Source organism: Bradyrhizobium sp. 192, assembly GCF_023100965.1.
GTDB classification, from domain to species: domain Bacteria; phylum Pseudomonadota; class Alphaproteobacteria; order Rhizobiales; family Xanthobacteraceae; genus Bradyrhizobium; species Bradyrhizobium symbiodeficiens.
On record NZ_CP064690.1, the window covers coordinates 2,997,456 to 3,010,371 of the forward strand.

Sequence of the window (12,916 nt, forward strand, 5' to 3'; positions counted from 1 at the left end):
AAGCCGTGATGCTTGGGGGGCAGAGCAGATGGGATGGATAGCGAACTGGCTTCGCCGGCCTGATGTCGGGCTACGGCCTCGGGACGGCGCGCAAGTAGACCTTCAACCCTGTCAGAGCGCGGCGGGCGATGGCTGAAGCACAACTTGTTTCGCTTCCCGGGCGCGGTGTGGTCTCGGGAGCGCCGGTGTGTGGAGCTAGCAGAGGGCGACGTGATCGCGCTGCATCTCGTTGTCGAACGGCTGCGGGAGGCCGGGGTGCGGGTGCGCTTTTATGGCCGGCTGCGATGCTGGGATGGCACGTCGCCCGTCTGGAGGTTGCTAGTGCGGGAGAAGCGCTAATCGGGAACTCCGCCCGCGAGGACAACCTGCGTAGTGTTGCGCGGTGAGCACGCAGCCGGATTAATTGCCGCACGCCATTGCCTGCAGTGCTCGACTCTGGCCTCTTCATAAATGGCAATGCTTTCGTGGGGGATAGCGTGTACGGCGAAGCCGGTTGCATAATTTGCTGCCAGCCTAGAGTTCTAAGGGCACTCTTTCCCGTCGCGAAAGGAGTTGAGCTAAAGCTCTACGAATGCGCTAGCTGCGCTAGCAGCATGTGGCTGATCACCAGAGTATCGAGAGTGTCTGCCGCCAAGCTTACCACGATCGACGCGGCACTGAAGGCCGCGAACGATCGGAGTTCAAAGACATCGTAGGCTCGGTTCTAGCGACGTCTTTCCTTTTTCCTCGGCGCAGGGTGCGGGCGCCGGTTCTCCGGCAACTGCGCCATCCACAGCACCCGCGAATCCCGCTACGGGGTCGAAGTAGCTAAATAAGACGCGGTCAAAGCTCCGCGACATTGCTGGATGGGTGCGGCTCTTCACCTCCATCCAATGCCTTTGCCGGCTACCCTGGTAAGGCCGTCACAATGTTTCGAGACCAGCCCTTCTAGCCCCAAGCGGCAGGCGGCCCTGAAAAGCTTCGGCCCGATCTCTCGGCGCTCGAATGGCGCGACGGTGATCCCGTCCGGACGGCGAACCGGCAGCCGCTCCCAGGTTGGTCTTGCGCAGGTGCAGCGGCATCTGCCGGAGGTCATCTCCGCCCATTGCGAGAACGTCAAACGCGTAGAGCTGTAGGTCGTGTTCATGCTTGCGAGAGTGCAGCGCGTTGAGATCCGAAATATCGTCGATGCCTAGGATCACCGCCTCGCCGTCGATGGCGAAATGCTTCTGCCGGTTCCTTCAACGCCGCCTCGGCAATCCCACGGATAGCGCTTTGTCCAATCGGTGCCGTTGCGGGAGAACAGCCGCACGCGCTCGTTCTCCCGGATGACTAGCATCCTGTACCCGTCATGCTTTACTTCATGGATCCGGTCCGGCCCCGAGGGGACCTGCTTGCCGGCGGTCGCCAGGCAGAGCTCGTACGCCATACGCATGTGCGAAAAGATAGGAGACTCGCCGTAATCTGCGAGGCGGGAACAACTGGCAATCGGGAGGCGTTCAATTTCTAGCTCCGGGCACGTCTCGGAGCAGCGTAGCGTAAACTCCGGCCTCAAGGGCTTCATCCCCTGCGGGGCCGGCTTTTTGGTAGCTGCCGCAATGTGCGGCCGGTTCACGGTGTCCGTTTTGCTCTCTTCTAATGAGACGCAACCAAAGCTGCCATGCTGAATGCGACTACGCAGGCAGCTGCCAAGGACCAGAGCGCTATAGTGATCTCTTTGGGCATGGTCGTGTGCTCACGAAAGCCGCTTCACTCTACCTGCCGGACGAGCTTAGAGCGCATGCCGATCACAATCGTGTAGGCCAACCGGCGCCAAATCAGGTTCATTAGGACTAGCATCTGATATCCCTGTATTTAATACAGCCAGCTTTGACCTGCGATGTTTCAAGAAGATTTCGCCGGGGACGAAATGGCTTCGCGCCCCTGGTGGGCTCGTGGCGGCCCGCCGGTTCACGCTGGTGGGACTTGGTTGGCGGAGAGACGGCCCCGGCTTGGGGGCTGGAGGGGACGGTAGGCCGGGACCGCTCCGCCAGCTCACACGGCGAGCCGGCGATGACTCAAATGTCCGCCCGCGCTTAGCGTTCCTTAAATTCCGTCACCCTAAATTATTCCATCGGGCGACTTTGCGTCATTCGTCTTTCGATAGCGGGCCAACTCCGCTCTCGCGAGTGCGCGCGCCTTCTCAAGCGCTTCTCTGCCCCGGTCAACAGGTTCGGCGCGAGCCGCCGTCCCGCGATATCGCCCCAGTAGAAATAGACGCTCGGGCGACCATCGACGAAGCAGACTTCATAGCTGCCGATCTGCGGCACAGCTTCGTGCTTACGGATGCGGACGGGAGCGGTCGCCATCGGTCTGGATAATTTCCTTTTCGGCCTCGGGTTCTTCCTAAGGCGGCTTTTTAGATCGTCGTCGGTTCCCCGGGCATTCTCTCTTCGAGAGAAGCGATCATAAGCGCTTGGCAGCTTGGGCTGGGCCCAGGATGATGTAAGTTTCCGCGCAGAACCCTAATGATTCGGGGATGCCGTGGGTACTTTGCTACTCTTGCTCGCGGCGTGCGTTGTTGGTGCTCTTCTCGTGCTCGCATTCCGCCTATAGGGCCGACAGCGGACGCAATAGTTGCGTTGAAGCCTCACCCCAGCTCCGTATTAAGGTTTCTGGCTGGTTGTTTTTGACTGTGCGCGATTGAGCGCGTTCACTCCACAGCGTGGATGGAGACGAACGTGATCACCTGGCTGTTAGTCATCATCATCGCGGCCAGCGTTGCAATCCTGATTGCCCACGCGATTGACGCCATACGTTCCTGAGGCCCAGCGCATCGGCGCGAGATGCCCACGGTTAGGCAGCGGTGTGCGCGAGTTCATCCGAGAATGTACCTTGACGAAGTGCGCGCCAGAGCGAGTGGCCTCTGGCGCCAGAAAATGCGACGTTAATGGTGCAACGATCCGCATAGTTCCTTCAACATCATTTCGGGCGCTCGACCCGCGATCCGACGAACTGGGTAATCTCTTGAGCGGAATAGATGCCTTGGGGTGTTGGTCCAGGTGGCAGCTTCAGCACCCGCACATAGACGTCTTGTCCCGGCTTAATTACCGTGTCGACGCTGCCGGGCGAGGTCGTCGTGAAAGCTTGATTGCCGAGAACGTTGTATTGCTCGTTCCAGGAGTCACGATTGTCGAGGCCCGACTTGCATCGGCCGCGCTGGTAATCTGAAAGTGCGTGCCGCCAGCGGCTTGCGCGGTCTCTGCGGCTTTCAGAAGGACGTAGTCCTGCACTGTGGCAGAGTTTGTATAGGAATTGCCTCGCGACTGAATGCGCCAGGTGTCCGCAGTCATCTGCTGCGCGGCGACGCCGCTGGTGAATCCCATTTCTTGATATTTTGTGCCGCAGCCGCCCAACGCGAGGCAAACCCCGACGATCACAATCCAACGCATTTTCGCGCCCCCGCGCACCATCCAAGCGCAACGAGGGAGAGAGAGAGATCAATGCGACGTTCGCCGAACTGGTAGAAATACGGAGCAGCGCGAGGCGGTCAGTTAATGGGCCTGGCTCGCCAGCCGTTTTCCTGATGCGGGATGGTGGCAGTGATGTCGACGTCTCTGCCGGCGGACTGGCGCCATGCCGCAACGCCGAAGCACAAGGTTAGCGTCAACGCAGTGCCTAGCAATAGCACGGAAAAAAACTGGCTCAAGCTCAACTCCGAAACCCGAGATACAGGATCAGCGAGCACGGGCGTTTGATTCGGAAAATGCAGGCCGACTGACCTACAGGCAGTTTTCCCCAAGGTTGTAAGACGGTGAATCAGCACCTGCGAGCTTGGACCCGCCGCCGCATGGGCCATCAAAAAGTGCTCAGCCATACGCGCGTTTGGACGAGTCGACGCCCAGGCCACCCATAGGCCGCAGCCAGCTCACGATCGAAAGCAAACGTTGGCTGACTCGCTTCCGGGGCCGTTGCGCTTTCCATCCTGATGTGGTCTGCCTGTTGCGCAATTGAGATACATGGATACTCTCGTAAGCGCCCAAATGCCTAAATATTCGACTTCCGCAGCGCTTGTTTTCCTAGTTTACCTTGCGCCGTGCTTTGCTCAATCTCCTCAGAAGGAAGAATCCTTGAGCTCCTCGTTCGGTGCCGGACCAAACGCCTTTATCGATCTGTTGGCGCTGATGTCCGGGCACTGCAAGACGCTGAAGGTCGACGGGCGCAGCTTCGGTTGCAAGACGGTGGCTTACGCCCACGGCGACAAGGGGCGGGTGAATTTTGCGGTCGCTGTCGACGATCCCGACGATGAGAGCCATGTGGTGTCGTTCTCCGGCGTGAACGGCAAACGGGCCGACGACAATTCCTACCAGCTGCCGATTGATCGCATGCTGCTCAATTCCAAGGATCGGCCCAAGGTTGACGGACTGCCGGTGCCGGCCGAGCAGCCATCAACTGGTACCTGCCGCCAGACTGGCAATTTCGCTGCGAGAAAGGTGACTGATGTCACCTGCTCGGCGACCGACAGTGAAGGGCGGCGATACGAGCTGCTGTTCGTCTCCGACGGCAAGCCGGTGAGCGTGCGCCGCATCAGACAGTCGGCGCCATCGATCCAGGATCCGTTCAACTGAGAGCAGGCGGGGCACGTTGTTGTGCTGAACTTACACGTCGATCTAAGAGCGAGATGGACTGCCACGGCGAGGTGACAATGGCCAAGGTCGGCGCGTTCAATCCAACCTTCGGAGCCGGCAGAGGCCGGGGGCGGCCCGCTAACAGTACGTGTTCATGAGTTGTTCTCGTTGCTATGGCGGCCATGAACATCACCGTCGGAGCTTCACTTGGAATCCGAACGGCAACATGTCAGGTGCCGAGCGGGTCGCGCGATATCGCCAGCCGCAAAGCTCCAGCTGCCAGAAGATCGGTCTGTGACCATCGGTTGGCGCCCGTGCGGAGGAGCTTCAGCACCATACTTAGGGGCCGTGATAGTTGAGGTCGACCTGAAGGGCAGGACCGGTTCGACTGTCGGTCTCGATCGATCAGGTCGAGTAGCACGTCGCGTGCTGTACAGGCGAAGGCTGCAGACGCTTGCGGCGCCCGTCGGCGAGATGTCCGACGCCGAATCAGAAACAAGTGGCTCCGCTGAACGGCTCAACAAAGCAGACAGCTGGCGGGTCGCCACTGACTTAAACTCAGATTTTCTGCGTGAAGCTTCCGCAACTCCCACAATTTGACAGACAGCGGCTGCCGATGGCTGCTTCTCCCGATCGACGAGAGGGCGACCCATGTCCGAGCCACCACTCTATCAAGAATACGAGGTGCTCAAGCGCCTGAAGCTGAGGGCTTCCGAGCTCTTCGACCTCCTCAACGTCGGCATCATCGCGCCGGTCGCGCGCCGAGGTCCCGACGCGATGTACTGGGCGGCGACGATCGATGCTCTCGCGACCAGCTATCATCAGTTGCGAATGGGCTGCGCGATCTGGTGGGACTTCGATTTGGGCCGGCCAAGCTTCCTTCCGGCACATGCCGAATGGTCGCAGCCGCACGTTCCTTTCTACCCATTCGACGATGAGGAGCAGCAAGCCTGGGCTCGTCGGGTTTACAAGCTCAAGAAGGCGTGCGCTCCGGGCCCGTACCCCTACCCCGACCGCCTAGCGCGCCACCGAGGGCGCAGCCGCGGCGCGCTTGCATTGACCGTCGACCGACGAATGCGGAGCGGCTTTGAAGTCGCCCCGCTGCGCGCGACGTGCACTCTGCTTCCGCGTCAAAGGACCGGCCGTGCTTCCGCAGTGCTTCCGGCGGTCCCGGAGCGACGAGCACGAATGATGCTAAGTGATTGATTAGGATGGTGCTGCCGTAGGGCTTCTGTTCGCCGTTCCATAGGCGCCCTGACTGCCAAACCCGCGCCCGGCAAATTGTTCTCCACCCCGGAAGATCGAGAACCGCCATCGGTCGAATTGAGCGCGTCCGCGGGCGCAGCGATCAAACCGGCCTTGACGGAGCTGCGCGAAGACGCCGCGCTCCTGGCCTTCCACCTCGCGCAGTTGCCGCCTTCCCACGCCGTCCGGCCCGACACGATCGACGCAAATCTGGCGGTCGGCCGCGCCAAGGTCGACGCGAGCGATAGTCTCGAGCAGGCGGCTGCCCATCTGTCGTCTCGAGAGATCTTTTCGATCCTGAACGATGGTCCAGCGTTGTCGGCGGCGCTGCAGAAGGGATGAACACGCCGGCATCGTGAAGAGCATGCCGTTCTCTGCCGAGGGCCTTCTCGGCGGGGGGCCCGACGTTCACCAAGTCGGGAAAAATTGGCAATCATCCTGCCGCACATCCGGAACCTTGCCATCATTGGCGGGTTCTCGCAGGCCGTATCCTGCGGGCAGGAGATTTCCATGAAAAAGCTGATGCTGACCTGCGCGGCCGCCGCGCTGATTTCGACCGGCGCGATGGCGCAGTCTACGGTCGTCACCACGACCGGCAACGGTCATGCCGCCGCCGTGCAGATCGAGCCGGAATACCGCACGAAGATCCGCACCTACGTGACCGAACACAAGGTCCGTCCCATCGAGAGCCGCGAGAAGATCGTGGTCGGCTCGCCAGTGCCGCGCGAGGTCGAACTCGAGGCGGTGCCCGCTGAGTGGGGCCCCTCGCTGACGAAGTATCGGTACGTCTACTCCGGCGAGCGCGTGATGCTGGTCGATCCGTCGACGCGCACCGTGGTCCAAGAGGTGGACTAAGTCCTGCGAGGCGGGTCGCCGAGAAAGCGGCCCGCCTCATCTCACGTCGGGCCCCGCCTAATTTCCAGTTTCTCATTCGCGAGCGGCGATCCATGCCGATCATCAGATACTTCATATTCGTGGGCGGGCTGCTGCTGGCCATGCTCTTCGCGGCGGACCGATACCTACCTGCCCCCGTCGAGCGGGCGGCAGCAACCGATCCCGACAGGACGACCATCCGGATCAGCTCGGCGAGAAGCCTTCCGGAGAAGATCGTGTTCGACACGCGACCGCGAGCCCAGGTGCCGAATGTCGCGCAGGCCGATCCGATCCCCGAAGATCCGCAGGAGCAGGTGCGCCAGGCTATGGCCGCCATGCCTGCAGCACCTTCCGCCGGGGTCAAGAAAGAACCGCCCGGACGCATCGCCTCACAGGCGCGCCCGCATCCAAAGCGCTCGACGAAGCCGGCGATGAGAGCGCCCGAACGACGCCTTGCCTTCGAACGGCACGACCCGTTTTCGGGTGGATTGTGGTAAGCGGAAAAGAAAAGGCCTTCGGGTGCGCGGCCTTCGTTGCGATCAGATGGACCGCTCTCACCAGTGGTGGTGATGCCAGCGGTGCCGAACGACCGGGTAGGATCCGCGGTAATAGGCGTATGCAGGTCGCACGACTCGACGGTAGCGGTAGCCGTAGGACACGGGCGCCGTGTAGTAGGTCGTGGTTGCGTACCCGCCACCCCAGAGATACGGCTCGTCATACCCGTAGTCGTAGGCATAGGGTCCGCCGTAATAGCCCGCTCCATAGTAGCCGGGGCCACCGTAGTAGCCATAACCAGGTCCCCATCCGTACGCCGATGAGGCAAGCCCACCGATCACAGCGCCGGCCAACAGGCCGCCGGCGATGCCCGGTCCCCAGCCACCTCGCCAATGAGCCTAGGCAGGAGACGTGGCGGCCACCGAGGACAGACCAAGAGCGCCGACCAGCAGCGCCGACATCGCGATCTTCTTCATCGAGATTCCTTTCACATTGCTCGCGCCCTGCCGATAACGGGAAAAATAGGCAATGGTTGCTGCTGACCCCGGCGGCGATTGGCAATGGATCCTCGCCGCCGGGGCAGCGTCGCTCGACAGGTTCGAGTTCGGACAACAACACGCGAGGCCGCGGCCCACGCTGCGGCGCAAAAGCTTTCGGGAGTTCGCCCCGAACATCCGCCTGATGTCTGCGGGCATTAACAATGTTGATTCCGCCGGGATACGTCTTTGCGGTAGGCTATCTTTTCTAGCGCTGGGGGTTCCCATGTTCGATCCGGTCACGACGGCGCTTTTGCGCGCCGTACTCGACGAGGTCTGCGAAGAGGTTTCGCGTTTCGAAACTGGTGCTCGCACCCATGTCGCTTCGAGGATTCTGGAAGCCGCCGCGAAGGGCAACATCACGCCGGAGAGCCTGAAGCAGGTCGGTCGCGAGGCGCTCCATCAAGCCCCGAGCATCGGGTGATAGCGGAGCGTTGGAGTGAATTTCCAGGTCACAGTGCTCAAGATCCTGGTGAGTTATCCCGACGGATTCGCCGTCATGGCGGACCTCAAGCGCGACATGGCTATCCTGGCGACGAGCGGACCGGATTGGGCCGAGCGGACCAAGCGCTTGGCTGCGCGAGTCGCCGATCTTGACATCTTCTCGCAGGCGCTGATCGAGCGGCTGAACGGCGGCTGGCGCATCACCGACAAAGGGCGCTCGGTCCTCGAGTTCATGGAAGCCAAGCGCCCCGAGCCAGAGACGGCACGCGAAGCGCCAGCGGCGGAGTCGACGGCCGCAGCGCCGACGCCAGCACCCCTCGCAACCAGAAGGTCAGGCCGAAGCCAACGCCTGCAGCGCCACCGTGCGGCACGTGCGCGGGCGCGTGCCAAAGCATCCTGACTCTCCTCCCTTCGTCTACTTCCGGGAAAAACCGGAAACTTTCCAGAGTGCCTTGAGTTGGCAGCGACTGGGTTCGGTCTCCGGAGAGAGAAAGTATGGTCGACGACGTCGTCTTGAAGAACGCCACGGAGACCGCCTGGACGGCGTATCGGGCGCGGCACCCCGAGGTCGATGCGCACGACACCCGGCGCTGCCTGCTGGAGCGCCACCTCCACAGGAGGTCGGAAGCGCGAGAGAGCGATACCGAAGAACTCGCTGGCTTCGGGATAGCCTACCTGCAGCGGCTTCCTCGAGACGAATGTTGACGGTCGTGAAGACGCTCGCAGCGCGCTTGGCCCGCGGAAGTACGAGGCCCAATTGGACGCTGCTCGCGATTTCGTCCCTCATTTCCGCTGGGATCGTGACAGTCCTGCAGTTCGTGTTCGGGGCCTAGCCGATGCGGATTGCCCAGCTTGCTCCGTTGGCCGAGAGCGTTCCTCCAAAGCTCTACGGCGGCACCGAGCGTGTAATCGACTGGCTGGTGAACGAACTGGTCGAATTCGGACACGAGGTCACCCTGTTCGCAAGCGGTGACTCGATGACGAAGGGAAAGCTCCACGCGGTGTGGCCGCGCGCGCTGCGCCTGGGGCGGAAGGGGGCGGATCCGAACGCCGCCTGCGCACTTCTGATCGAGGCCATCGCCGAGCGCTCGCGCGACTTCGACGTGATCCACTCACACGTCGACTGGTTGCCCCTTCCGGTGTTGAGCCGGACCGGCGTGCCTTTCCTGACGACGATGCACGGCCGGCTCGATCTTCCCGGTCTGCCCCAGGTAATCGGTGCCTTTGCGGACGCTCCATTCGTCTCGATTTCCGCCGACCAGCGTCGGCCGCTTCCGGAGGCGAACTGGATCGCGACGATCCAGCACGGACTGCCCAAGGATATGTTTAGGCCCTCCTACGAACCGGGTTCGTACCTGGCCTTTCTGGGGCGGCTGACGGCGGACAAGGGACCGGAGGACGCCATACGCATCGCACGTGCGGCGCGGATGCCGCTGCGGATCGCCGCCAAGATCCCTCGCGCGGAGACGGCCTACTTCAAGAACAAGCTCGAGCCGAACATCGATGGCCGGCAGGTCCAGCTCGTTGGCGAGGTCGACGATGCGAAGAAGCAGCCTTTCCTCGCCAACGCAGCGGGCCTGCTGTTTCCGATCAATTGGCCCGAGCCATTCGGTCTGGTGATGATCGAGGCGATGGCGTGCGGGACGCCCGTGATCGCCTATCGATCAGGTTCGGTGCCGGAAGTCGTGGAGGACGGCGTCACCGGCTTCATCGTCGACGGTGAGGAGCAGGCGATCAGAGCGGTGAAAGAACTGCGCCGGCTGGACAGACGAGTGGTCCGCGCCCGGTTCGAGGAGCGCTTCGTCGCAAGCCGGATGGCGAACGATTACGAGACCCGATATCGCGAGCTGGTCGCCCGCGGAGCGCGCTTTACGTGAGAGATCTATTCCGCGGCTCGCTGGGGGCGCTGGAAAAGCCGGCTGCCTATCGAATCCTTGGCGATCCGTTCCGGGTCGGGAACAAGCGGTAATTGGCGGCGTTGAGGCCGGCATCCGGACGGGTGCGGCTCACGTTGGAGGAGAAAATCTATGAAAAGCTTTCTTGCCGTCGCCTTGCTTGGAACTGCCGTGATCGGGGGCGCTGCTTTCGCGCAATCTACTCAGCCCGTGGATCGCGCCGCGACGGCGGCGACCGCCCAGCCGGCCGATGCGAAGATGGCGCTCAAGGGAAATTGGCGCGCCTCGAAGCTGATGGGCCTGAACGTCTACAACGAGGCCAACGAGAAGCTCGGCGACATCAACGAATTGCTCGTCGACAAGAACGGCAAGATCCACGCGGTGGTCATCGGAGTTGGCGGCTTCCTCGGCATGGGCGAGCACGACATCGCCGTCTCGATGGACAAGCTGAAGTTCGTTGAAGAGCCGGTCCGGACCAGCTCGAGCGGCACGTCGACCACGTCGCGCGACACGACCACGACCGGGACCGCGTCGACAACAACGACGAACCGCACCACGAACGATTGGGTCCCCGACCACGCCGTCATGAGTGGCAACAAGGAGCAATTGAAGGCGCTTCCGCAGTTCAAATACTCGGACTACAACTAGCGCGACGCGTGCTCTCGGCGAATTAGGGCCCCAACTACGGGGCCCTTTTTTTGTGCCCTTGGGAGCCAGTGTACTGACTGCAACGCAAAACGGCCCGCCCAGATCATTGGGCGGGCCGTTCATCCGTGCGGTGTATCCGCTCAGTGCAAGTGAACCAGGAAATAGCCGACGCCGCCAACAACCAGGACGGCGGGAACGGCCCACAAAATCAGTACGGGCATTTCTCCTCCAATCGCTGTCAGAACGCTTCAGACGGCTCTTGACGCCGCCGCGGCTATTATTGCTCGGTGCAGACCTTCGTGGTCTTGACCGCGGACTCCGCCTCGACCTTGGTCTTGTAGACGCCGTCGCCCACGACCGTCGTGGTGGTGGTAGTCGGCTTGCGTACACATGGCCCCCGCGCGAACTGGAAAGGCTTTCTGAGGCTGTCGCTCGTCACGTGCCCCGTCGCGCTCTACCCGGCGACGTCGGAGAGCGAAAAGATCTCCTTCAACCAGCTCAACCGTCAGACCGGCCACCGCATCAAGTACCTCAAAGTCGACGCCGACACCGGCGACGAGGTGCCCAACGAGGACATCGTCAAGGGCTACTGTGTTTCGGCATGGAATAAGGACCCCGTTTTCGGGGTGATCGGCATCCAATCGGGACCCCGGGATAAGGGTCCACAGTGGCTTCCATCGAGTCATGGAAGCCGAGGTTGGGATGCTGGTGGTGGAGACGATTGGTAAGATCCGTCGCGCCTACTTTGTTGATGGTCGTCCGATCAAGGCGATCTGCCGAGAACTTGGCGTATCGCGGAAGGTGGTTCGCAAGGTCATTCGTTCTCAAGCGACGGAGTTCCGGTACGAGCGCGAGACGCAGCCGCTCCCGAAGATGGGTGCCTGGAGTGCCGAGCTTGATCGGTTGCTGGCAGGGAATGAGAGCAAGGCGGCGCGGGAACGGCTGACACTGATCCGGCTATTCGAGGAGCTTCGCGGCCTGGGTTATGCCGGCGGCTATGATGCGGTTCGTCGATACGCCAGGCGCTGGAGCAAGGAACGCGGGCAATCGACCGCGGCCGCTTATGTCCCGCTGAGCTTTGACCCAGGCGAAGCCTACCAGTTCGACTGGAGCCACGAGGTGGTCCTGTTGAGCGGCACCACGGTAATGGTGAAGGCCGCCCATGTCCGGCTCTGTCACAGCCGCATGCTGTTCGTGCGGGCCTATCCGCGGGAGACGCAGGAGATGGTGTTCGACGCCCACGACCGGGCGTTCGCCTTGTTCAAAGGCACCTGCACCCGCGGCATCTACGACAACATGAAGACCGCCGTAGAGACGATCTTCGTCGGCAAAGGGCGTCTCTACAATCGTCGCTTCCTGCAGATGTGCAGCCACTATCTGGTCGATCCGGTCGCCTGCACGCCAGCGTCGGGCTGGGAGAAGGGGCAGGTCGAGAACCAGGTCGGGCTGGTCAGGGAACGCTTCTTCACGCCGCGGCTGCGGTTCAAAAACCTCGAGGAATTAAACGCTTGGCTGCTCGACAAATGCATCGCCTACGCCAAGGCTCATCGCCATCCGGAGCTAGTCGATCAGACGATCTGGGACGTGTTCGAAGCCGAACGCCCCAAACTCGTTCCCTATGCCGGCCGCTTCGACGGCTTCCATGCGGTGACGGCATCGGTCTCGAAGACCTGCCTGGTGCGCTTCGACAACAACAAATACTCGGTCGCAGCCAGCGCAGTCGGACGACCGGTCGAGGTTCAAGCCTATGCCGATCGCATCGTGATCCGTCAGGATGGACGCATCGTTGCCGAGCACCCGCGATCCTTTGGGCGCGGCGATACCGTTTACGACCCCTGGCATTATGTGCCGGTGCTCGCCCGCAAACCCGGCGCCTTGCGCAACGGTGCTCCCTTCAAAGACTGGGTGTTGCCGGCCGCGATCGAGCGGATCCGGCGCAAGCTTGCCAGCACCGACGATGGCAATCGGCAGATGGTCGATATCCTCAACGCGGTGCTGACTGACGGTCTGCCCGCGGTGGAAGCGGCCTGTGCCGAAGCGCTCAGTCACAGCGTCCATTCCGCCGATGTGGTGCTCAACATCCTGGCCCGTCAACGTGAACCCGCCCCACCGGCCAACATCATGACACCGGCCGCACTGACGCTCCGTCATGCACCGATCGCCGATTGTGCCCGCTACGACAACCTCCGGAGGA

At 62.0% G+C, this 12,916-nt stretch carries 13 protein-coding genes and 2 pseudogenes; 12 read left to right on the forward strand and 3 right to left on the reverse strand.

The window, feature by feature from the left end; all coding sequences use genetic code 11:
* Positions 1–2,084: 2,084 nt before the first annotated feature.
* A complete protein-coding gene (locus tag IVB24_RS13580; protein ID WP_247773190.1) occupies positions 2,085–2,327 on the reverse strand; it encodes a hypothetical protein in 243 nt (80 codons plus the stop codon).
* A 738-nt stretch (positions 2,328–3,065) separates the two neighbouring features.
* Entirely contained in the window at positions 3,066–3,410 is a 345-nt protein-coding gene (locus IVB24_RS13585) for a hypothetical protein (RefSeq protein ID WP_247773191.1), read from the reverse strand.
* A gap of 591 nt (positions 3,411–4,001) precedes the next feature.
* On the opposite strand from IVB24_RS13585, the gene IVB24_RS13590 reads away from it, so the two are divergent.
* The 10 genes from IVB24_RS13590 (at position 4,002) to IVB24_RS13635 (ending at position 10,722) form a co-directional block, all read left to right on the forward strand.
* Positions 4,002–4,586 carry a hypothetical protein gene (locus IVB24_RS13590; RefSeq protein WP_247773192.1) on the forward strand — a complete coding sequence of 195 codons (585 nt, stop codon included), beginning with the start codon at positions 4,002–4,004 and terminating at the stop codon, positions 4,584–4,586.
* 651 nt (positions 4,587–5,237) lie between these two features.
* A complete protein-coding gene (locus IVB24_RS13595) occupies positions 5,238–5,792 on the forward strand; it encodes a hypothetical protein (RefSeq protein ID WP_247773193.1) in 555 nt (184 codons plus the stop codon).
* 75 nt (positions 5,793–5,867) lie between these two features.
* The gene (locus IVB24_RS13600; protein WP_247773194.1) at positions 5,868–6,173 is read left to right on the forward strand and encodes a hypothetical protein; all 306 of its coding nucleotides are present in this window, start codon (positions 5,868–5,870) and stop codon (positions 6,171–6,173) included.
* Between the two features lie 168 nt (positions 6,174–6,341).
* Positions 6,342–6,686, forward strand: a complete 345-nt coding sequence (locus tag IVB24_RS13605; protein ID WP_247773195.1) for a DUF1236 domain-containing protein — start codon at positions 6,342–6,344, stop codon at positions 6,684–6,686.
* A gap of 92 nt (positions 6,687–6,778) precedes the next feature.
* A complete protein-coding gene (locus IVB24_RS13610; RefSeq protein WP_247773196.1) occupies positions 6,779–7,201 on the forward strand; it encodes a hypothetical protein in 423 nt (140 codons plus the stop codon).
* Positions 7,202–7,961: 760 nt separating this feature from the next.
* The gene (locus IVB24_RS13615; RefSeq protein ID WP_247774085.1) at positions 7,962–8,159 is read left to right on the forward strand and encodes a hypothetical protein; all 198 of its coding nucleotides are present in this window, start codon (positions 7,962–7,964) and stop codon (positions 8,157–8,159) included.
* 15 nt (positions 8,160–8,174) lie between these two features.
* Positions 8,175–8,579, forward strand: a complete 405-nt coding sequence (locus tag IVB24_RS13620) for a hypothetical protein (protein ID WP_247773197.1) — start codon at positions 8,175–8,177, stop codon at positions 8,577–8,579.
* 95 nt (positions 8,580–8,674) lie between these two features.
* Positions 8,675–8,884, forward strand: coding sequence for a hypothetical protein (locus IVB24_RS13625; RefSeq protein ID WP_247773198.1), 210 nt, complete (start codon positions 8,675–8,677; stop codon positions 8,882–8,884).
* A 131-nt stretch (positions 8,885–9,015) separates the two neighbouring features.
* Positions 9,016–10,056, forward strand: a complete 1,041-nt coding sequence (locus IVB24_RS13630; protein WP_247773199.1) for a glycosyltransferase family 4 protein — start codon at positions 9,016–9,018, stop codon at positions 10,054–10,056.
* 150 nt (positions 10,057–10,206) lie between these two features.
* The gene (locus IVB24_RS13635; protein WP_247444684.1) at positions 10,207–10,722 is read left to right on the forward strand and encodes a PRC-barrel domain-containing protein; all 516 of its coding nucleotides are present in this window, start codon (positions 10,207–10,209) and stop codon (positions 10,720–10,722) included.
* A gap of 277 nt (positions 10,723–10,999) precedes the next feature.
* Here the strand turns inward: IVB24_RS13635 and IVB24_RS13640 are convergent, their stop codons facing one another.
* Positions 11,000–11,161, reverse strand: coding sequence for a hypothetical protein (locus IVB24_RS13640; protein ID WP_247774295.1), 162 nt, complete (start codon positions 11,159–11,161; stop codon positions 11,000–11,002).
* On the opposite strand from IVB24_RS13640, the pseudogene IVB24_RS13645 reads away from it, so the two are divergent.
* Positions 11,103–11,312, forward strand: a pseudogene (locus IVB24_RS13645) (Ku protein); the annotation flags it as partial. The gene IVB24_RS13640 and the pseudogene IVB24_RS13645 sit on opposite strands and share 59 nt — an antisense overlap.
* 112 nt (positions 11,313–11,424) lie before the next feature.
* Positions 11,425–12,915 (forward strand): annotated as a pseudogene (gene istA / locus IVB24_RS13650) (IS21 family transposase); the annotation flags it as partial.
* Position 12,916 lies beyond the last annotated feature (1 nt).